This is a genomic window from Arthrobacter sp. 05T410 (assembly GCF_056396505.1).
Genome location: NZ_JBFTLP010000006.1, coordinates 124,141 through 143,059 on the forward strand (window position 1 = coordinate 124,141; position 18,919 = coordinate 143,059).

The following is an 18,919-nucleotide window of genomic DNA, read 5'->3' on the forward strand; positions in this document are numbered from 1 at the left end:
TCGATGGCGATCACGAGGAGCGAAGTTGCCTAATCACACTTACAGCATTTCTGAAATTGTCGGAACCTCGAACGAGGGCGTCGATGCGGCCGTCCGGAACGGCATCGCCGAGGCCGCCAAGACCCTCCGGAACCTTGACTGGTTCGAAGTCAAGGAGATCCGCGGCCACCTTGAAAACGGGCAGGTCGCCGACTGGCAGGTCACCATCAAGCTCGGGTTCCGCCTGGAGCGTTGACGCCAGACTCCGGAGCGGGCCGGCACGCACCGTCCCGCTCCGGAGAAACCCGCAACCCGTCAGGGCAGAGGAGGCCAGGGCGGAGAGGAAAACTTCATGCGCTATACGCATCTGGGCCGCTCGGGCCTGACAGTCTCGCGCCTTTGCCTGGGCACCATGAACTTTGGCCCGCAGACCGAGGAGACGCAGGCCTTCGCCATCCTGGACACCGCGCAGGCCGCCGGCATCAACTTCGTCGACACGGCCAATGTGTATGGCGGGTCCAGCCACCGCGGCTGGACGGAGGAAATACTTGGCCGCTGGTTCGCCCAGGGGGGCGAGCGCCGCGAGCGCACGGTGCTTGCCACCAAGTTGTTCGGCACCATGACCGACCGGCCCAACGAGTCCAAACTCTCGGCACTGCACATCCGCCGGGCGCTCGATGCCAGCCTGAAACGGCTGCAGACGGACTACATCGATCTGTACCAGTTCCATCACGTGGACCGGAACACGCCCTGGGATGAGATCTGGCAGGCTATCGAGGTCGCCGTCCAGCAAGGCAAGATCCTGTACTCCGGCAGCAGCAACTTCGCCGGCTGGCACATCGCCCGGGCCCAGGAAACCGCCGGCCGCCGCAACTACAACGGGCTGGTCAGCGAACAGTCGATTTACAACCTGCTGACCCGGGACGTGGAACTGGAGGTCATCCCGGCCGCCCAGCAGTATGGCCTGGGGATCCTGCCATGGTCGCCGTTGCACGGCGGCCTGCTCGGCGGAGTGCTGAAAAAGGAGAACGACGGCGTCCGCCGCATCGCGGGCCGTGCCCTCGAGGCGCTCAAGTCGCACCAGAAACAGATCCGACGATACGAGGAATTCGCCGCCGAACTGGGTCAGGAACCCGCGGACGTGGCACTCGCGTGGCTGCTCCACCAGCCGGCAGTCACCGCCCCGATCATCGGCCCGCGTACCCTCGAGCAGCTCGAAGCCTCCGTCAGGGCGCACAAATTGAAGCTCGACACCGATGCGCTCAAGCGCCTCGACGAGATCTTCCCGGGCCACAGGACGGCTCCGGAAGACTACGCATGGTAGGGCGCAGTCGGCTGTTTTGGCACCCCGCCCGGCGAACCCACGGGTGTCGGGTGGCTCTTTGATACTAAGCATGATTAGTATTAGGGCAGAAGGATGTAGCGCACCCGGCGATCCGGGTGCCTCCTCTATGAAAGAAGAAGGAACGAAAAATGGGTTTTCTCGCATTTCTGATTCTGGGCCTCATCGCCGGCGCCATCGCTAAGGCTATCCTCCCGGGACGTCAGGGCGGTGGCATCATCATCACTCTGATCCTGGGCGTCGTCGGCGCCCTGCTCGGCGGATTCATTGGCAGCGCACTGTTCGGCGTGGGCATCAACGAGTTCTTCTCGCTGTCGACTTGGCTGCTGGCCATCGGCGGTGCGATCATCGTCCTGCTCGTTTACGGCATGATCAGCAAGCGCTCAGCCCGCTAACACGGAAGCTGACCGGAAACCGGCCCTGGGTTGTTCCCGGGGCCGGTTTTTTGCACTATTTTGACAGCAAGGCGGCCTGCCGGCCGCACGGGCCGGCACTGCCACCCACTGTCCAGGAACTGTTCAACAACGTCTACTTTTCACCTACGTCAGGGAGCAGGAGCACAGCATGAAGGGCAAATTTCTTTTCGCCACCGGACTGGCAGCAGGGTACGTCCTGGGATCGCGGTCAGGCCGCGCAGCCTATGACAAGCTCAAGGCCAGGTCGGCAGAGCTCTGGCACAGCAAGCCGGTCCAGGACAAGGTGGCCGCGGCAGCAGAAACGGTCAAAGACAAAGCCCCCGAGGTCTCCGAGCATCTCGGCGAAGCCGCCCGCCGCGCCGGTACCGTCCTAAGCTCCGCTGTCCACCGCGACGCCGGCCACGGAAGCACGTCCGCGGCCACGCCCGGAACGGCCACGCCAGGAAAACAGGGAGCAGCCACGCCCGGAACGCCGACACCCGCGGCCCGCGATGTCCATTCCGACCCTGCGCTCACCGACCAGACGGGCCAGGACTGGTCGGACGAGGGCGGCGCCACCCCGGCGGGCCCCGCCACCAACGTGGACGGGGACAAACTGCCCTAGGAGTTTCTTTGAGGGGCCACCGTCGCCGCCCCTGCCGGCTACCGCCCGCCGGAGGGCAGCAGCACGCCGGCCACCACGGTGGCCCCCAGTTCCTCCGAGCGCAGCACCCGGGCCGCCAGTCCGTGCCCGCGGAGGATTCCGGCCGTCTGCGCGGACTGCCGGCGGCTGGTCTCTATCAGCACGTGGCCGCCGGGCGCCAGCCACTGCCGCGCGCCGGCGGCGACCCGCCGCTGCACCTGAAGCCCGTCGGCGCCGCCGTCGAGGCAGGCCCGCGGCTCGTGGACGCGCGCTTCCTGCGGCATGGTTTCGATGTCTGCCGAGGGAACGTAGGGGGCGTTGACGGCCAGCAGCCGGACCCGGCCCCGGAGGGCCGCCGGGAGGGGAGCATAGAGATCACCCTCGTGGACCTCCCCGCCCAGGGGCAGGACGTTGGTGCGTGCACAGGACACGGCCGCGGGGTCGATATCGGCGCAGTGGAGTTCGGCGGGGCCGGCGAGGGCCGCGAGCGCCGCACCGACAGCGCCGGACCCGCAGCACAGATCGACAACGACCGGTGCCGGGGCGTCGCCCCGCGCCATGCGGCTTGCGTCCAGGAACGCAGCGGCCTGCCGGACGAGGAATTCCGTCCGGCGGCGGGGCACGAAGACTCCGGCGTCGACCGCGATGCGGAGTCCGCAGAATTCCGCCCAACCGAGAATGTGTTCAAGGGGAAGGCCGGCGACCCTCCGGCCGGCCATCCGTTCGAGCGCCTCCGGGGTCGGGGCCGCGTCGATCAGCAGGCGGGCCTCGTCTTCGGCAAACACGCAGCCGGCTGCCCGGAGCCTGGCCGTGAGTATCTCGTGCGGGGAAAGATGGCGGATTACTGGCATGGGTGCGCCTTTCGGTCGGGTGTCAGACGCCCTCACCGTGAGCTGGCCGAGGCCGGCACTGCTGGGCGGGCATCCTTTCTGGACTTGCGTGAACGGGACCCACCTCCTTTTGCTGCAGTTGCTCGATTGCCCCATGCTACCGAAGCCGCCCGCGGCCAGCTGTGATTGGGTCTGCTGTGATTAGTCCGGGTTTTGCGGCGGACTGCGGCGGCGGATTGTGACGCCTGCTTGGGATGCCTTGGCGGCGGCGGCTGGCAGGATGGCAGCATGGACTCCCTCCCTGCCCACGATCTCATCTGGACCGGCTCCTACACGGCAGATTCCGGCGGCCGCGGCACGGGGATCGGCGCGGTTGCCGCGGCGGCCGACGGCACATTGCGCTGGTTGGGTGTTGCGGCGGCGGCCGACTCGCCGTCCTTCCTGGCGGTCCACCCGTCTCTCCCTGTGGTCTATGCCGTGGCCGAGCAGGCCAGGACCGTCCGGGCCTACCGCCGGGCCGGCGCGTTTGGACTGGAGCCCGCGGGCCCGGCGTGGCCGGCCGGTGACGCGGCCTGCCATGTCGCCGTCGAGCCTTCCGGCCGTTTCCTCGTTGTCTGCTGCTGGGGCGACGGCCGGGTGCTGTTCTATGAGCTCGACGCCGACGGCGGCATTGTTGACCGGACGGCCGGCGTCGAATCGCGCGACCCGTACGGTGAGACTCCCGGCGGCGGCCCCGGCGAACGGGAAAAACGGCCGAGCCGCGCTCATGCGGCACTTATGCTGGCCGACGGCAGGGTGATGACCACCGACCTCGGCCACGACCTGCTGCGGATCTGGAATGTCGGATCCGGACCGGGGCTGGCTCTGGGGCCGGCCCTGGACCACGAGGTGGTCCTGCCGCGGGGCAGCGGCCCCCGGCACCTGGTCCAGCATCAGGGCGGCCATGTCTTTGTGGTGACCGAGTATTCAATCGAGGTGGCTGTGGCCGGGTTGTCGCCGGACTCCGGGGACTTCCGGCTCGGATTCGTCGGGCCCGCCGGCGCCGCCGGGGCGCAGCCGGATGATTCGGCGGCAGAGATCGCGTTGGCGGCCGACGGCAGGTACGCCTATGTGGGCGTCCGCGGTTCGAACCGGGTCTGCGTGCTGGAGGTGGAGGCCGGGGGCGCGGCGCTGCGTCCGGTGGCCGACGTCCCCAGCGGCGGCGACTGGCCCCGGCACCACGTGGTCCGCGACGGCTTGCTGCACGTCGCCCACGAACGCTCCGGCGACATCGTGACGTTTCCTCTGGACGCGGCATCAGGGTTGCCGGGTATCCCTGCGGACCGGCTGCAGGTGGCCTCCCCCACGGCGCTGGTGCCGGCCCGGCCCCGGCTGGCGCACCGGGGGTGAGGAGCCGGCGCCCGGCTGACGCGGTGCTGCGGCGAAGAGCAGGCCGCCGGGTCAGCAGGCCGCGGCAAGCCCCGCAGCAGCCTGATGGACGCCCTGTTCGCCCCCATCCAACTGGATCCCGCCCAACTGAAACCCTCCCTCCGGCTGGAACACGCTCTCCGCCTGGAAACCGTCGGCGAAGTGGAGTCCGTCCCCCGGCTGGATACCGCCGTCGAGCTGGAAGCCACAGGGACAGCGCCACAGGGCCGGAAGATCGAGGGACGGGTCCGCGGGCCCGAACGAGTAGGAGGGCATCGCCGGCTCCGGCGAGGTCCACTGCATGGGTGCGCCGCAGTGCAGCGGGGCGCCGGGCGGGAGCACTGTCGCAGGGTCCCCGGTCAGGGTTGCGGATTCAGCCACGGCGCCTACTCTCGTTGAGATCTAAAAAACAAGTAGTAAGCATACATATAACTAGTTAAACGAGCTAGTTATGCCGCTCGGCGCCGATGGCCGCGCTCATCCGGCGGAGGAAAGTAATGACCACGCGGGCGTCCTCCGCGCTCATGGACTCTGCCACCTCCATCATGCGCCGGTGCATGTGTCCAAGCGTGGCGCGGACTTCGGAATCCGTCGCCACCGTCGGCACGATCACAAGGGAGCGCCGGTCCGTCGGGTGCGGCTCCCGCCGGACGTGCCCGCTTGCTACCAGCCGGTCGATCAGGGACGTTGTGGAAGCGGTGGTGATGCCCAGGACGCGGCTGAGATCCTTCGGGCCAACCCGTTCGCCTGTCGCCTTAGCCCGCAGCAGGTAGCGCAAAGCCAGCAGGTCCGTCTCTCCCATGCCCATCGAATCGCGGGTGGACCGCCTGGTCGCCACCTCCGAGATCCGATAGTCGCGGAGGGCCTGCAGGATCGCCGCCGGAGGATCCAGGCTGTCATCGGGGCCATACCAGTATCCGGAGGCGCCGTGGGAGTCCATTCGCCAAGCCTAGCGGAACTGGTAACTAGCCAGCCGTGCAAATGAGCCTATACCGGCGTCCACAATCTATATACGCTAAGGCGCACAACCCAATAAAGACTGCTCACGGCTGATAAACGGCACTGGGACGCCAAGGGAAACTGATGGCCCGGATTGCAATAGACAGGCAGGGGATGGAACTAGCCGAGCGGATGGAATTGCTCGTTCATAACGCAACTGGGATCTTCTCCACGTTTCGTTGGACCAGGCACGAGTGGATCGTCACGGCCGTCCTCCCCGACGGATACAGGATGTCCCTGATCCACGCCCGGGAGGGCGTGGCAGACGGTGACGTGCAAATGGCCAACAAGATGATAGAAACCCTGAAGACGCTGGGGTACCGGAAGGACGAGATCGGCCCGAGAGACTGAGCGCGAAAAGCCACGATCGACAGCGCTGATCGGTCGAGGTGCCGGGGCAGATGGCCGGGCCCACTATCCGCACCGCTGGGTCAGCAGCCCTTGGCAGGAGTGAGCCCGGGGCAGCCGTCCGCCAGGGTCGAGGCAGCCCCAATGCGCGGCCCGCTGAAACCCTAAGCCTCGGCCACATTCACACCCTGCTGACCGCAACCCCGCGGCCGGTTCTGGATTTCCACGAGGCGTCCGTTTTCCAGCCGCGGCTGCCGGAGGCTCTGAATGCGCACAACTGGCGTAACCGCGTGTTCAACCTCGCCACGCACGACGTCGGTTTGGGCGGAACCGGGCTAACTTCCCACAAGCTCAGGCACACCGCGGCAAGCGCCGCCGTAGTTGCTGGCGCCGACGTCAACGTCGTTTAGCCCCTGCTTGGACACAAAGATGCCACGGCGACACTGAACACTTACGGGCATTCATGGCCGGAACGGCTGGACGAAAGTATCGCGCGCATTTGAGTCCGCCAGGGCTGCCGGTCTGGAGGCCACCCAGGGCAATGTCTCCAAAATGTCCCCACGAAGGGCCTAGCCCATCTTCCAAAACAATCAGAAAACGCACACAAAAAAAACCCCGATCCCCTGCAATTGCAGAAAACCGGGGTTTTTCCACTCTTCGCTAAAAGAGTGGGCCCTGTGGGGATCGAACCCACGACCCACGGATTAAAAGTCCGATGCTCTACCAACTGAGCTAAAGGCCCCAGCCGACAGCCCCGAATCAGCGGATAAATCCGCTGATGCAGCGCGTTTCGGCCCAGTCCATTTCTGGACGTTAACACTGTACCCCAGACCCGGGCCGGCTTTTTTCACGTTGGCCGCACCGGCGGCGTCGGCCCCCGGCGTCTACGGCAGCAGCGCGCACCGATCCTCGATTCCCTTGCGGCACTGGAGTAGCGTGGGGGCATGAGCGAGCAAGCAGGATCAAGCGCCCCCGGCCCGCGGCACCACAAGCCGAAACCCTTCGCACCGATCGACTTTGAGCCTTTCGCCGGAGGGGCCGATCCTGCCCGCGTCTCGGAGGCGGCCCATCTGGCCGCGCAGGCTCTCGTGCGCCGCGGCCGGGACAGCGACGACCCCAAAGTCACCAAACGGCTCGTCAAACTCGCCGATGAGCAGGGCCTGGAAGCAATCGCCGAAATGTGGGCCGAAAGCCCCGCCCGGTCCCTCCCCGGCGCACTGTGGCGCCTGTACGCCCTGCGGGCCGCCACCATCCAGGATCCCGAGCGGATCTCCGTCTACTTCAAGGCGGGCAAGGACACGGCCCAGGTTTCGCATGTGGTCGCCGGCGCGGCCGAACCGCCCGGCGCCGATGAGATGAAATCCATGGCGGACGCCATCCTCTCCGGGGCGTTCGACGGCGAATTCGACGTCGCCCTGGAACGCTCCGCAGCGTTCTGCCGCGTGGTGGCCCTGGGCCAGGCAACGCTTGCGGACAACGCCGAGCACAGCAACGAAAACCACGCCAGCAAACTCACCCGCAACTCGCATCTGCTCGTCAAGACGGCCGAGGACCTCGAGCACGCCGCCAACGCGTGGCGGCTGGGCGAGCTGGACTGAGGGGCCTGGCGGCAGGGGCCCGGATGAAGGGCCCGCAGCACCCAGGACACGCACGACGCGGGCAGGCTGTCAATGTTGACTTGCATGAACCTACGTAGAAAACTAAAAGCGGTGCCGAACCGCGAAACCCCCGGGCTTCAACATTTAGCCGCCTAGAGCGGCCTACCGCCGAGAGGCGTATCCGGTTCGGCACCATTTTCATGCCTTCTTACCCTGATGTTCGCCCGGTTTTCACCTGCGCCGTCACACGCCGCGTCGGGCCGGCCGGACCCGCCGCGGACGGTAAAGTGATGCGTATGCACTGGTCACCGTCAAGTCACACGGCCGGCCGGCTCCACCCGCGAACCTCCTCCCGGAAGACCGGTGACACCACGTGAAGCTGCGCCTGTTCCCCCAGGAGTCCGCCGGACTGAACCTGCTCTCCCAAATGGCGCGCCAGATCGTGCTGGGGACCGGAACACTCTCGGAGATCCTCGGCGCCCCGGCCAGCGAGCATGCCCGGCTGGTGGAGGACATGCACAACCACGAGGCCAAATCCGCGGAGCTGCACTTTGCCCTCCTGACCCACATGCGCACCAGCTTCGTGAACCCGCTGCCGCGCGAGGACATGTACACGCTGTCCCGGTTCCTCAACGAGGCCATGGAGAAGCTCGACGCCGCCGCCGAGCTCGTCTCCCTCTACAAGCTCGAACGGCTGCCCAGGCGGGCCGCCGACCAGCTGGAAATCATCAGCCGCCAGGCCGAACTAACGGTCGATGCGATGCGGCGGCTAAACAATCTGGACGACCTCGAGGACTACTGGATCGAGATCCTGCGCCTGGCCAAGCGTGCCGAGCGCACGCACCGGGTCTGGGTCGCGGACATGCTCCACGAGATGAAGGCCATGCAGTACGCGCGCAACCGCGACGTCGCGAACCAGCTCGTGGAAGTCACGAAGGACATGCGCCGGATCGCCACCCAGGTGGGCAGCATCATCGTCAAGGAATCCTGACGTGGTGCTCTTCTTCCTTGCCCTGGTGCTGCTCTGCGCCGGGGCCTTTGCATTCCTCAACGGGTTCAGGGACGCGTCCTCGTCGGTGGCGCTGGCCGTGCGGACGCGGGCGCTGACCCCAACTGTGGCGGTGATTCTGGCCAGCCTGTTCAACTTCATCGGTGCCGGGCTGAGCGCCGTCCTGGCGCTGGCCGTCAGCCAGGCGTGGCTGTCGCTGCCGCCGGGCACAAACGGCCTGACGATTCTGCTGGCCGCGCTGCTGAGCGCCATCCTCTGGGGCGTCTACTTGTGGTGGCGCGGCATTCCCTCGTCCTCCACCCATGCCCTGGTCGGCGGCCTCGCCGGGGCGGGGGTCGCGAGCGTCGCCGTCGGCGGAAACCCCGTCATGGGCGTTGACGCCTCGCTCCTGTCCCAGGTGGTGCTCCCGCTGCTGATCTCACCGGTGATCGCCTATGCGGGGTCGTTCCTGCTGGTCTGGCCCGCGGGCTGGGCGGCCCGGTACACGCCGCCCAATGTCGTCAACACCCGCTCCCGGCGGGCCCAGGCCATTGCCGCGGGCGCCGTCGCCTTCGGGCACGGGCTGCAGGACGGCCAACGCACCAGCGCCGTGGTGATCCTGGCGCTGCTGGCGGCCGGTCTCTCCGACGGCGGTTCAGTGCCGGCGTGGGTGGCCCTGCTGACGGCCGTCTTGCTGTCGGCGGGAACCCTGGCGGGCGGGTGGCGGATTTCCTACACCATCGGCTACCGGCTGACCCGGGTCGATCCCCTGCGCGGATTCGTCGCGCAGATGTACAGCGCGGTGATGCTGCTGGTGGGCGCGATCGGGCTGCACTGGCCCGTCTCCACCACGCACACGGTGACGGCGGCAACCCTTGGCGCCGGCGCCAACCAGAGTTTCCCGGGCACCGACCGGCGGCTGGTGATCCGCATCCTGGTGTTCTGGGTAGCGACCCCGGTTGTCACCGCCGCCGCCGCGTTCGTCCTGCAGTTGGCGCTATCGACGGTGGCCGGCCTGTAGGACTCGGTTGGTTATCCGAAGCGGCCGGAGACGTAGTCCTCGGTGGCCTTCTCGGTCGGGTTGCTGAAGATCGTGGGGGTGTCGCCGAACTCGATCAGCTTGCCCGGCTTGCCGGTGCCGGCAATGTTGAAGAAGGCCGTCTTGTCCGACACGCGGGCCGCCTGCTGCATGTTGTGCGTCACGATCACCACCGTGTACTGGTCCTTGAGCTCGTTGATGAGGTCCTCAATGGCCAGCGTCGAGATCGGGTCCAGGGCGGAGCAGGGCTCGTCCATGAGGATCACCTGGGGTTCAACGGCAATCGCGCGCGCAATGCACAGGCGCTGCTGCTGGCCGCCGGAGAGCCCGGAGCCGGGCTTGGCCAGACGGTCCTTGACCTCATTCCAGAGGTTGGCCCCCTGCAGGGACCGCTCCACCAGGACATCGGCCTCGCCCTTGGAGATCTTCGTGTTGTTCAGCTTCACGCCGGCCAGCACGTTGTCCCGGATGGACATGGTGGGGAACGGGTTGGGGCGCTGGAACACCATGCCGATCTGGGACCGGACGGTGACCGGATCGACGCCGGGGCCGTACAGGTTGTCCCCGTCCAGCAGCACTTCGCCCTCAACCCTCGCACCGGGAATGACCTCGTGCATGCGGTTCAGGGTGCGCAGGAAGGTGGACTTGCCGCAGCCCGAGGGGCCGATGAAGGCCGTGACGGACTTGGCGTCGATGTTGATGTTGACGCCTTCGACGGCCAGGAATTTGCTGTAGTAGACGTTCAGGTCCTTGACGTCGATGCGCTTAGACATGGTGTTCCTTCACTTGCTGGAGGTAGGGGCGGCGGGCGCGGATGGCCTAGCGGCCTGTCTTGGGGGCGAAGATGCGGGCAATCAGGCGGGCGCCGAGGTTGAGCAGCATCACCAGGATGATGAGCACCAGGGCCGCCCCCCAGGCCCGTTGGGAGGACGGATCCGGGTTGGACGGCGAGGTGGGGTTCAGGATCTGGGTGTAGATGAAGGTCGGCAGCGAGGCCATCCAGCCGCTGAACACGTTGGTGTTGATGGTGGTCGCGAATCCGGCGGTGACCAGAATCGGCGCGGTTTCGCCGATCACGCGGGCGATCGCCAGGGTGATGCCGGACGCGATGCCGGAGATCGCCGTCGGGAGGACCACCTTGAGGATGGTCCGCCACTTGCGGACGCCGAGGGCGTAGGCGGCCTCGCGGAGTTCGTTGGGCACGATCTTGAGCATTTCCTCGCTGGAGCGGACCACCACCGGGATCATCAGCACCGACAGTGCGACGGCGGCGACGGCGCCGGTCTTGGTGCCCGGGCCGACCACCGCGAAGAACGCGGCGGCGGCGAACAGGCCGGCGACAATCGAGGGGATGCCGGTCATGACGTCCACGAAGAAGGTGATGGCCCGGGCCAGTGCGCGGTCCTCGCCGTATTCCACGAGGTAGATCGCGGTCAGCAGGCCCACGGGGACCGAGATGAGGGTGGCGAGCACCGTGATCAGCAAGGTGCCCATGAGCGCGTGGTAGATGCCGCCCAGCAGGGGGGCACCTTCCTCGACCGTCTTGTTGTCAAAGGCGCCGGTGACACCGTTCATGGAGGTGGTGAGGAAACCGGGATCCAGGAGCCCGGGGAGCCCATTGATCAGCACGGTCCAGATCACCGAGAACAGGGGCAGCAGGGCAACCAGGAAGGCCCCCACAACCAGGCAGGTGGCCAGCTTGTCCTTGGCTTTGCGGGCGCCTTCCACAATAAGGCTCCAGCCCACCAGGCCGGCGGCGAAGAGGATGGCGGAGACGATTCCCCAGCCGAAGGCATTGAAGCCGATCAGCGCGAGGATCGCGGCGCCGAGGATCAAGGCAACGGCCAGGACGATGTACGGCGCGGCCTTGGGCAGTTGGCCCCTGGTCAGCGCCGAGCGCTTGCGTACCGGAGTCAGGGTGGAGGTCATTTAGTTGGCTCCCGAGAATTCTTTGTGCCGGCTGATGATTCCCCGGGCAATCATGTTCACTCCGAGGGTAATGACGAACAGCACCAGGCCCGCGGCGATCAGCGTGCTGACCTTGAGCCCACTGGCCTCGGGGAAGTTCAGGGCGATTTCGGCGGCGATGGTCTGGTTGCCGGTCTGGATCAGGCTGGCGGTCAGGGCTCCGGAGGACAGCACCAGCGCGACGGCCATGGTCTCGCCGAGGGCCCGGCCCAGTCCCAGCATCACGGCGCTGATGATTCCCGGCCGGCCGAACGGCAGCACGGTCATCCGGATCATCTCCCAGCGGGTGGCCCCGAGCGCCAGCGCGGCCTCTTCGTGCAGCCTGGGGGTCTGCAGGAAGATTTCGCGGGTCAGGGAGGTGATGATCGGCAGGACCATGACGGCGAGCACGATGCCGGCCGTCAGGATGGTCTTGCCGGTGGCGGAGGCGGGGCCCTGGAAGATCGGCAGCCAGCCCATGTTCTCGGCCAGCCAGTTGTACGACGGCGAGATTTCCTTGGCCAGGAACGCGACGCCCCAGGCGCCGTAGACCACGGACGGGATGGCGGCGAGGAGGTCAATCACGTAACCCAGGCCGGAGGCGAGCTGGCGCGGCGCGAAGTGCGAAATGAACAGCGCGACGCCGATCGCGATCGGCGTCGCGATCACGAGAGCGATCACCGAGGCGATGAGGGTGCCGATGACGAGCGGCCAGATGTAGGTGAAGAATCCTTCGCCGCCCTGGATCTTGTCCGCCGGAGCCACGAGGGCGGGGAGCGCCTGGATCACGAGAAACAGTGCCACGCCGAAGAGCACGACGAGGATCAAACACCCTGCTGCCAAGGTGGCTGCGGAAAAGACTTTGTCACCGGCGTGGCCTGCGCCCCGGGACTTGGTCAGGGAGGTGGTGGTCACTTCACGGTCCTTCGGTTTGGATGGGATCCGGGCGCCGGGTGCGGAGGCCTCCGCGGCCGGTGCCCGGCAAATCTTGATGTATGGAACAAACGCGTCAGTTCCCTGCTCCATGGCGGCCGCCGGTGACGGCCGCCATGATGCAGGGAACCTTGATCAGGCCCGTGTTTCCACTATGCCCTTTTCCACTTCGCCTCGCGGCGCAGCGTATTCCTAGGCCTTGGCCTTGACGGAGTCGACGGCAGCCATTGCCTTGTCCTGGAGGGTCTTGGACAGCGGCGCCGACTTGGCGGCGTCGGCGGCGGCCTGCTGGCCCGCGTCGGAGGCGGCGTACTTGACGAAGGCCTTGACCAGGTCAGCGGTGGCCTGCGTGTCGTAGGTGGTGCAGACGATGTGGTAGGACACCAGGACGATCGGGTAGGCACCCGCGGCCGTGGTGGTGCGGTCCAGCTTGATGGCGAGGTCGTTGGCGTTGCGGCCCTCGACCGGCTTGCCCTGGTCGACTGCCTTGGAAGCTGCCTCGGCGGAGATCTTCGTGAAGGAGTCGCCGACCTTGATCTGCGCGGTGCCGAGCTTGCCGCTGACAGCGGAGTCGTCGGCGTAGGTCACGGCGCCGGGGGTGTCGGTGACAGTCTTGACGACGCCGGAGGTGCCCTTGGCGTTCTCGCCCTTCAGGCTGGCGGGCCAGACGCCGGCTGCCTTGTCGGTCCACACGGAGGGGGCTACGGCGGACAGGTAGTCGGTGAAGTTGGTGGTGGTGCCCGAGTCATCGGAGCGGTTCACCGGTGTGACCTTGAGGTCCGGCAGCTGGACGCCCGGGTTCATAGCCGCGATGGCGGGGTCATTCCAGTTGGCGACCTCGCCGCGGAAGATCTTTGCGACGGTGGCGGCGTCGAGCTTCAGGTCCGTGATGCCAGGGACGTTGAAGGCGACGGCGATCGGGGAAATGTAGACCGGAATGTCAATGGCTCCGTCGGGACCACACTTTTCCTTGGAGCTGGCGAGTTCGTCATCCTTGAGGTAGGCATCGGAGCCGGCGAACTGGGCCGAGCCGTCGAGGATCGCCTTGCGTCCGGCGCCGGAACCGTCCGGGGAGTACTGCACAGTTGCGCCCTGGTTCGCGGTAGCGAAGTTGGTCTTCCAGACATCCATGGCTGCGCCCTGGGCGGAAGAACCGATGCCGGTCAGGGTGCCGGTGACCGCGGGACCCGAGGCGGACGGCGCCGCGGTCTGGGCCGTGTTGGTTGCGTTGTCCGAACCGCAGGCGGTCAGCGCAAGTGCGCCGACGGCGATTACAGCAATAGCCGCGTTGCGGCCGAAGCGGAGAGCCTTCACTGAGTTGTACCCCTTCCAGGGCTGTGAGTGCCGGGCCTGGAGAAGGCCCGCAGGGATGCGTACGGGTTTGTACCTTTACCGACCGTAAGTGGCCCAGGTGAAGAGAATTGCGGACCAAAGTGAACGGCCGGTGAACGACGCGGGACTATTGGCTTACATATGCCGGGCCGCCATTGTGTTCTGTGCGTCACAGTCGTATCAGCCACACAGTGCCCGCGGCCCGTGCCGTGTCCTGCCGTGCCGGCCGTCCCGGCGCAGCAAATAGACTGGAGGGCATGGCCTCCGCGACTGGACTCTCCGCAAGCGCACGATTCCTGCGCGGCCGGGTCCGCACCGGCTTTGTCCGGAGCCGGAACTCCCTGGGCCCGGCCATCCAGATGACCACATGCGCCGTGGGCGCTTACGCTTTCGCAGAATACGTCCTGGGCCACAGCGGGCCGTTGTTTGCGGCCACGTCATCCCTTATTGCGCTCGGTTTTTCCCGCGACCCCAGACTGCGCCGCGTCATCGAGGTGGGCTTGGGCTGCACGCTCGGAATCGTGGTCGGAGACCTGCTGCTGCACTGGCTGGGCTCCGGAATCTGGCAGGCCGCCGTCGTGCTCCTTTTCTCCATCCTGCTGGCCAGGTTCCTGGACAGCGGGACGATTTTCACGACGCAACTGGGCCTGCAGTCGGTCCTCGTGGTGCTCCTGCCCGCACCGATCGGGGGCCCGTTCACCCGCAGCATCGACGCCGTGGTGGGCGGAGTGTTCGCGCTGCTGATGACCGTCCTCGTTCCCAAGGATCCGCGGCGCGAACCCCGCAGCGACGTCAAGAAGCTCCTGCACGAACTCGCCGAGGTGCTGCGGGAATGCGCCTCGGCGCTGAGCTACAGCGATTCCACCCAGGCCTGGCATGCCCTCATCAGGGGCCGGAACTGCCAGCCGCTCGTCGACGCCATGCGCCAGTCGCTGCGTGCCTCCGGCGAAGTGGCAACCCTGGCCCCAGCCTACCGGCGGCACCGGGACGAGCTGGACCAGATGGAGCAGTCGCTGGACTACATCGATCTTGCGCTGCGCAACAGCCGGGTCTTTGCGCGCCGCCTGACCAGCGCCATCAACCATGCGGCGCTCTCGGACGAGGCCACCCAGAACATCGCCGAGGTCCTGCAGGAGACGGCCGCCGCCGTCGACGAACTCTCGCTCGGCCTGGCGGAAGTACACGACGGCGCCCGCCGCGCCCACCTGCGGACAGCACGCTCGGAGCTGCGCGAGATCGCCGTCCGGCTGCATCCGCGGATACTGGACGTCCAGCGGCTGGAGGGCGAAACGGTGGTCATGTTGTTCCGCCCGCTCATGGTGGACCTGCTCGAGGCCGCGGGGCTGGATTCCAAGGAAGCCCGGGACATCCTGCCCCCGCTGTAGCTGCTGCAGCTGGCGCACGGCGCGCTTGTTGTCACTGGCCCCCCGCCGGCGCACTTGTTGTCGCTGGCCCCCGATAGTGTGGACCAATGGCTACGAAGACTTCCCGGGGGCCGAAGGCGCCCGGCTATAAATGCGCCGAATGCGGCTGGACGACGGCCAAGTGGGTGGGCCGCTGCGGCGAGTGCCAGGCGTGGGGCAGCGTGGAGGAGACCGGCACCGCCGTCGCCCGGACGACGGCGGCCACGACGGTCCTGGAACCGGCCCGCCGGATCGCCGACGTCGACGCCACTACCGCCGCTTTCCTGCCCACCGGCGTGGATGAACTCGACCGTGTGCTCGGCGGCGGGCTGGTGCCAGGCGCCGTGATCCTGCTGGCGGGCGAGCCCGGGGTGGGCAAGTCGACGCTGCTGCTGGACGTTGCGGCCAAGTTCGCCCGCACGGCGCAGGACGTCCTCTACATCACCGGTGAGGAATCCGCGGCCCAGGTCAAGCTCCGCGCGGACCGGATCGACGCCGTCGCCGAATCCCTGTACCTGTCCGCCGAAACTGACCTGGGGCAGGCCCTGGGGCAGGTGGAGAAGCTGGAGCCGCGCCTGCTGGTGGTGGACTCCGTGCAGACCCTCAGCAGCGCCGACGTCGAGGGCAGCGCCGGCGGCGTGTCCCAGGTGCGCGAGGTGGCGGCGTCCCTGATCGCCGCGGCCAAGCGCCGCAACATGACCACGCTGCTGGTCGGGCACGTGACCAAGGACGGCTCCATCGCCGGGCCCCGGCTGCTGGAACACCTCGTGGACGTCGTCTGCCAGTTCGAAGGCGAACGGCACTCGCGGCTGCGGCTGCTGCGCGCGGTCAAGAACCGCTACGGACCCACCGACGACGTCGGCTGCTTCGATCTGAACGAGGACGGCATCGAGGGCCTCGCCGATCCCAGTGGGCTGTTCGTCTCCCGGACCAAGGAGCCCGTTTCGGGAACCTGCATCACGGTCACGCTGGAGGGCCGCCGGCCGCTGCTGGCCGAGGTGCAGGCGCTGCTCGCCGAGAGCGCCAGCTCCCAGCCCCGCCGCGCCACCAGCGGGCTCGACAGCTCGCGCGTCGCGATGCTGCTGGCCGTCCTGCAGCAGCGCGCCGGCTGCCTGCTGAACAAGGACGACTCATACGTGGCAACGGTCGGCGGGGTCAAGCTCAGCGAACCCGCGACGGACCTCGCCGTGGCCCTGGCGGTGGCCTCCGCCAAGGCCAGGAAGCCGCTCCCCCAGCGGCTCATAGCCTTCGGCGAGGTGGGCCTGGCGGGCGAAGTCCGCCCGGTGCCCGGCATCAACCAGCGCATCCAGGAGGCGCACCGGCTCGGCTTCACCCATGCCGTGGTACCGGCCAGCCCCAACGGGCACGGACCGGTTCCGGCGGGCTTCTCGGTCCGCGAGGTCGGCCACCTGGCCGAGGCCCTGGGACTGCTGATCAGCTGACGCCGCGAATGCCGGGTGGTCTGGTGGTCTGGGACCTCGGGATGATGGGCGTTATCGAGGTCCGCTGAGGCTGGAAATGCCCTCTTGCCAAAGATACCCCCCGGGGGTATGTTTGGCGTAGCCGCAGATGACTGAGCATCCGTCAGGAGCACACACCATGGAACACCGGCACAGCAGCCCCGGCGCGGACCAGGGCCTCAGGAACCACAGCCCGGGCGGGACGCCGCACGGCAACCATGCCGTGGGCTCCGCCGCGGATGAGCACACGGTACACAGCCACGGCCAGCATGCCGGGCACAGCGTCGCGATGTTCAGGGACAGGTTCTGGCTGACGCTGGCCCTGGCCGTGCCGGTGGTCTTCTTCAGCCCCATGTTCGCGGAACTCCTGGGCTACGCTCCTCCCGCTTTCCCCGGCTCAGCGTGGATCCCGCCGGTGTTCGGCACGGCGATCTACCTCTACGGCGGCCGTCCGTTCCTCAAGGGCGGACTCAATGAACTGAAGACGCGAAAACCGGGGATGATGCTGCTGATTGCCATGGCCATCAGCGTCGCCTTTATCGCCTCGTGGGTGACCAGCCTCGGCATCGGCGGCTTCGATCTCGACTTCTGGTGGGAGCTGGCGCTGCTGGTCCCCATCATGCTGCTGGGCCACTGGATCGAGATGCGCGCCCTCGGCTCGGCGCAGGGTGCGCTGGATGCCCTGGCGGCGCTGCTGCCCGACGAAGCGGAACGCGTCACGGCCGCCGGCACGGAGACCGTCAGCCTCGCCGAACTCCGCGCCGGGGACACTATCCTGGTCCGCCCCGGCGGCCGGATGCCGGCCGACGGCACCGTCAGCGGAGGGCAGGCCGAATTCGACGAATCCATGATCACGGGCGAATCAAAAACCGTCCTGCGGGCCCCGGGGGATCCCGTGGTGGCCGGAACCATCGCCACTGACAACTCCGTGCGGGTCCGGGTGTCGGCCATCGGCGAGGACACGGCCCTCGCCGGGATCCGGCGCCTCGTGGCCGAGGCGCAGGCGTCCTCCTCCCGGGCCCAGGCCCTGGCCGACCGGGCTGCGGCCTTCCTCTTCTACTTCGCAGCCGGCACCGGCGTCCTGACGTTCATCTTCTGGACCCTGATGGGCAGCATAGGAGACGCGGTCACCCGCACCGTGACGGTCCTGGTGATCGCCTGCCCCCACGCCCTCGGCCTTGCCATCCCGCTCGTCATCGCCATTTCCACCGAGCGCGCCGCCCGGGCGGGCGTCCTGATCAAGAACCGGATGGCGCTGGAGCGCATGCGGACAGTCGATGTCGTGCTGTTCGACAAGACCGGAACCCTGACCAGGGGCGAACCGGAACTCAAGGAAGTCGCCGCCGCAGACGCGGGAACAACCGGCCAAGACGCTGCGCAGGATACGGTGCTGGCACTCGCGGCCGCCGTGGAGGCCGACAGCGAACATCCCCTGGCCCGCTCAATCGTTGCCGCCGCCCGGGAACGGGGACTGAATCTTCCGACGGCGGACGGGTTCACGTCGCTGACCGGTCGCGGGGTCCGCGCCACGGTCGATGGCCGCACGGTCCAGGTGGGCGGTCCGGCCCTGCTCCGGGAGCTGGGTCTGCAGGAGCCGCCGGAGTTGGCCGCCACGACCGGCACCTGGCTGGAGCGCGGCGCGGCGGTGCTCCATGTCGTGGACGGCGGCAGGGTCCTGGGTGCTGTCAGCCTCGAGGACGCTGTACGGCCCGAGTCCCGCCAGGCCGTCCGGGCCCTGCAGGCACGCGGCATCAAGGTGGCCATGGTCACCGGCGACGCCCGGCAGGTGGCGCACGCCGTCGCCGCCGAGCTCGGCATCGACGAAGTGTTCGCCGAGGTCCTCCCCGCCGACAAGGACAAGAAAGTGGCGGAGCTCCAGGGCCGCGGGCTGAAGGTGGCCATGGTGGGCGACGGCGTCAACGACTCCCCCGCGCTGGCACGGGCGGAGGTGGGGATCGCGATTGGCGGCGGCACGGACGTGGCCGTGGAATCCGCCGGCGTGGTCCTGGCCGGCAACGATCCGCGGGCTGTGCTGTCAATGCTCGATCTTTCCAGGGCGAGCTACCGGAAGATGTGGCAAAACCTCGTGTGGGCCACCGGATACAACATCATCTCGGTGCCGCTGGCTGCCGGTGTCCTCGCCTTCGCCGGAATTGTCCTGTCCCCCGCCGCGGGCGCCGTGATGATGTCGGCGTCGACCATTGTGGTTGCCCTGAACGCCCAGTTGCTGCGCGGGCTCAAGCTCAACCCGGCCGCGGTCAGCTGACCTGGTGGAG

General features: G+C 67.6%; 20 protein-coding genes and 1 tRNA gene. 13 read left to right on the plus strand and 8 right to left on the minus strand.

The features are described 5' to 3' along the window. The first annotated feature begins 25 nt into the window (after positions 1–25). From AC1DFR_RS10760 to AC1DFR_RS10775, 4 genes are all read left to right on the plus strand, one after another. A complete protein-coding gene (locus AC1DFR_RS10760; protein ID WP_223914666.1) occupies positions 26–235 on the plus strand; it encodes a dodecin in 210 nt (69 codons plus the stop codon). Positions 236–331: 96 nt separating this feature from the next. Next, positions 332–1,303: an aldo/keto reductase gene (locus AC1DFR_RS10765; protein ID WP_476873300.1), complete on the plus strand. Its 972-nt coding sequence runs from the start codon at positions 332–334 to the stop codon at positions 1,301–1,303. A gap of 149 nt (positions 1,304–1,452) precedes the next feature. Further along, positions 1,453–1,716, plus strand: a complete 264-nt coding sequence (locus AC1DFR_RS10770; protein ID WP_018774889.1) for a GlsB/YeaQ/YmgE family stress response membrane protein — start codon at positions 1,453–1,455, stop codon at positions 1,714–1,716. Between the two features lie 169 nt (positions 1,717–1,885). Next, the gene (locus AC1DFR_RS10775; RefSeq protein ID WP_476873301.1) at positions 1,886–2,341 is read left to right on the plus strand and encodes a hypothetical protein; all 456 of its coding nucleotides are present in this window, start codon (positions 1,886–1,888) and stop codon (positions 2,339–2,341) included. 38 nt (positions 2,342–2,379) lie between these two features. On the opposite strand, the gene AC1DFR_RS10780 is transcribed toward AC1DFR_RS10775, so the two are convergent. Continuing rightward, positions 2,380–3,210 carry a putative protein N(5)-glutamine methyltransferase gene (locus AC1DFR_RS10780; RefSeq protein ID WP_230009174.1) on the minus strand — a complete coding sequence of 277 codons (831 nt, stop codon included), beginning with the start codon at positions 3,208–3,210 and terminating at the stop codon, positions 2,380–2,382. A 267-nt stretch (positions 3,211–3,477) separates the two neighbouring features. On the opposite strand from AC1DFR_RS10780, the gene AC1DFR_RS10785 reads away from it, so the two are divergent. Then, on the plus strand, positions 3,478–4,578 hold the full coding sequence (locus tag AC1DFR_RS10785; RefSeq protein WP_476873302.1) for a lactonase family protein: 1,101 nt from the start codon (positions 3,478–3,480) through the stop codon (positions 4,576–4,578). A 51-nt stretch (positions 4,579–4,629) separates the two neighbouring features. On the opposite strand, the gene AC1DFR_RS10790 is transcribed toward AC1DFR_RS10785, so the two are convergent. Both AC1DFR_RS10790 and AC1DFR_RS10795 read right to left on the minus strand, forming a co-directional pair. Continuing rightward, positions 4,630–4,977: a hypothetical protein gene (locus tag AC1DFR_RS10790; protein ID WP_476849886.1), complete on the minus strand. Its 348-nt coding sequence runs from the start codon at positions 4,975–4,977 to the stop codon at positions 4,630–4,632. A gap of 64 nt (positions 4,978–5,041) precedes the next feature. Continuing rightward, positions 5,042–5,536 carry a MarR family winged helix-turn-helix transcriptional regulator gene (locus tag AC1DFR_RS10795; RefSeq protein WP_028276609.1) on the minus strand — a complete coding sequence of 165 codons (495 nt, stop codon included), beginning with the start codon at positions 5,534–5,536 and terminating at the stop codon, positions 5,042–5,044. A 143-nt stretch (positions 5,537–5,679) separates the two neighbouring features. Between AC1DFR_RS10795 and AC1DFR_RS10800 the strand changes: the two genes are divergently transcribed. Together AC1DFR_RS10800 and AC1DFR_RS10805 are read left to right on the plus strand one after the other, a co-directional pair. Further along, positions 5,680–5,946, plus strand: coding sequence for a hypothetical protein (locus tag AC1DFR_RS10800; protein ID WP_476870193.1), 267 nt, complete (start codon positions 5,680–5,682; stop codon positions 5,944–5,946). A 50-nt stretch (positions 5,947–5,996) separates the two neighbouring features. After that, complete coding sequence (locus AC1DFR_RS10805; RefSeq protein ID WP_476873303.1) at positions 5,997–6,353, plus strand: hypothetical protein; 357 nt, start codon at positions 5,997–5,999, stop codon at positions 6,351–6,353. Between the two features lie 259 nt (positions 6,354–6,612). On the opposite strand, the gene AC1DFR_RS10810 is transcribed toward AC1DFR_RS10805, so the two are convergent. Beyond that, positions 6,613–6,685 (minus strand) — tRNA-Lys (locus tag AC1DFR_RS10810). Positions 6,686–6,887: 202 nt separating this feature from the next. On the opposite strand from AC1DFR_RS10810, the gene AC1DFR_RS10815 reads away from it, so the two are divergent. From AC1DFR_RS10815 to AC1DFR_RS10825, 3 genes are all read left to right on the plus strand, one after another. Then, positions 6,888–7,541: a hypothetical protein gene (locus AC1DFR_RS10815; protein WP_018774895.1), complete on the plus strand. Its 654-nt coding sequence runs from the start codon at positions 6,888–6,890 to the stop codon at positions 7,539–7,541. A 373-nt stretch (positions 7,542–7,914) separates the two neighbouring features. Further along, positions 7,915–8,532 carry a DUF47 domain-containing protein gene (locus AC1DFR_RS10820; protein ID WP_028276610.1) on the plus strand — a complete coding sequence of 206 codons (618 nt, stop codon included), beginning with the start codon at positions 7,915–7,917 and terminating at the stop codon, positions 8,530–8,532. Between the two features lies 1 nt (position 8,533). After that, positions 8,534–9,550, plus strand: coding sequence for an inorganic phosphate transporter (locus AC1DFR_RS10825; protein WP_230008137.1), 1,017 nt, complete (start codon positions 8,534–8,536; stop codon positions 9,548–9,550). A gap of 11 nt (positions 9,551–9,561) precedes the next feature. Here the strand turns inward: AC1DFR_RS10825 and pstB are convergent, their stop codons facing one another. The 4 genes from pstB to pstS all read right to left on the minus strand — a co-directional run bounded on the left by pstB (position 9,562) and on the right by pstS (position 13,762). After that, entirely contained in the window at positions 9,562–10,341 is a 780-nt protein-coding gene (gene pstB, locus AC1DFR_RS10830; RefSeq protein ID WP_018774898.1) for a phosphate ABC transporter ATP-binding protein PstB, read from the minus strand. Positions 10,342–10,387: 46 nt separating this feature from the next. Further along, positions 10,388–11,497 carry a phosphate ABC transporter permease PstA gene (gene pstA / locus AC1DFR_RS10835; protein ID WP_476849889.1) on the minus strand — a complete coding sequence of 370 codons (1,110 nt, stop codon included), beginning with the start codon at positions 11,495–11,497 and terminating at the stop codon, positions 10,388–10,390. Next, positions 11,498–12,430: a phosphate ABC transporter permease subunit PstC gene (gene pstC / locus AC1DFR_RS10840; RefSeq protein WP_476873304.1), complete on the minus strand. Its 933-nt coding sequence runs from the start codon at positions 12,428–12,430 to the stop codon at positions 11,498–11,500. 210 nt (positions 12,431–12,640) lie between these two features. Continuing rightward, the gene (gene pstS, locus AC1DFR_RS10845; protein WP_476873305.1) at positions 12,641–13,762 is read right to left on the minus strand and encodes a phosphate ABC transporter substrate-binding protein PstS; all 1,122 of its coding nucleotides are present in this window, start codon (positions 13,760–13,762) and stop codon (positions 12,641–12,643) included. Between the two features lie 275 nt (positions 13,763–14,037). On the opposite strand from pstS, the gene AC1DFR_RS10850 reads away from it, so the two are divergent. The 3 genes from AC1DFR_RS10850 to AC1DFR_RS10860 all read left to right on the plus strand — a co-directional run bounded on the left by AC1DFR_RS10850 (position 14,038) and on the right by AC1DFR_RS10860 (position 18,909). Next, positions 14,038–15,165: an FUSC family protein gene (locus AC1DFR_RS10850; RefSeq protein ID WP_230007454.1), complete on the plus strand. Its 1,128-nt coding sequence runs from the start codon at positions 14,038–14,040 to the stop codon at positions 15,163–15,165. Positions 15,166–15,251: 86 nt separating this feature from the next. Next, a complete protein-coding gene (gene radA, locus AC1DFR_RS10855; protein ID WP_223914678.1) occupies positions 15,252–16,625 on the plus strand; it encodes a DNA repair protein RadA in 1,374 nt (457 codons plus the stop codon). A gap of 157 nt (positions 16,626–16,782) precedes the next feature. Continuing rightward, positions 16,783–18,909: a copper-translocating P-type ATPase gene (locus AC1DFR_RS10860; RefSeq protein WP_476873306.1), complete on the plus strand. Its 2,127-nt coding sequence runs from the start codon at positions 16,783–16,785 to the stop codon at positions 18,907–18,909. Positions 18,910–18,919: the final 10 nt, after the last annotated feature.

Coding starts and splice junctions, on each gene's coding strand:
- AC1DFR_RS10765 (WP_476873300.1), top strand. CDS start 332: ATGCGCTATACGCATCTGGGCCGCTCGGGCCTGACAGTCTCGCGCCTT.
- AC1DFR_RS10770 (WP_018774889.1), top strand. CDS start 1,453: ATGGGTTTTCTCGCATTTCTGATTCTGGGCCTCATCGCCGGCGCCATC.
- radA (WP_223914678.1), top strand. CDS start 15,252: ATGGCTACGAAGACTTCCCGGGGGCCGAAGGCGCCCGGCTATAAATGC.
- AC1DFR_RS10775 (WP_476873301.1), top strand. CDS start 1,886: ATGAAGGGCAAATTTCTTTTCGCCACCGGACTGGCAGCAGGGTACGTC.
- AC1DFR_RS10815 (WP_018774895.1), top strand. CDS start 6,888: ATGAGCGAGCAAGCAGGATCAAGCGCCCCCGGCCCGCGGCACCACAAG.
- AC1DFR_RS10860 (WP_476873306.1), top strand. CDS start 16,783: ATGGAACACCGGCACAGCAGCCCCGGCGCGGACCAGGGCCTCAGGAAC.
- pstB (WP_018774898.1), bottom strand. CDS start 10,341: ATGTCTAAGCGCATCGACGTCAAGGACCTGAACGTCTACTACAGCAAA.
- AC1DFR_RS10785 (WP_476873302.1), top strand. CDS start 3,478: ATGGACTCCCTCCCTGCCCACGATCTCATCTGGACCGGCTCCTACACG.
- AC1DFR_RS10805 (WP_476873303.1), top strand. CDS start 5,997: ATGGCCGGGCCCACTATCCGCACCGCTGGGTCAGCAGCCCTTGGCAGG.
- AC1DFR_RS10795 (WP_028276609.1), bottom strand. CDS start 5,536: ATGGACTCCCACGGCGCCTCCGGATACTGGTATGGCCCCGATGACAGC.
- AC1DFR_RS10780 (WP_230009174.1), bottom strand. CDS start 3,210: ATGCCAGTAATCCGCCATCTTTCCCCGCACGAGATACTCACGGCCAGG.
- AC1DFR_RS10800 (WP_476870193.1), top strand. CDS start 5,680: ATGGCCCGGATTGCAATAGACAGGCAGGGGATGGAACTAGCCGAGCGG.
- pstA (WP_476849889.1), bottom strand. CDS start 11,497: ATGACCTCCACCCTGACTCCGGTACGCAAGCGCTCGGCGCTGACCAGG.
- AC1DFR_RS10850 (WP_230007454.1), top strand. CDS start 14,038: ATGGCCTCCGCGACTGGACTCTCCGCAAGCGCACGATTCCTGCGCGGC.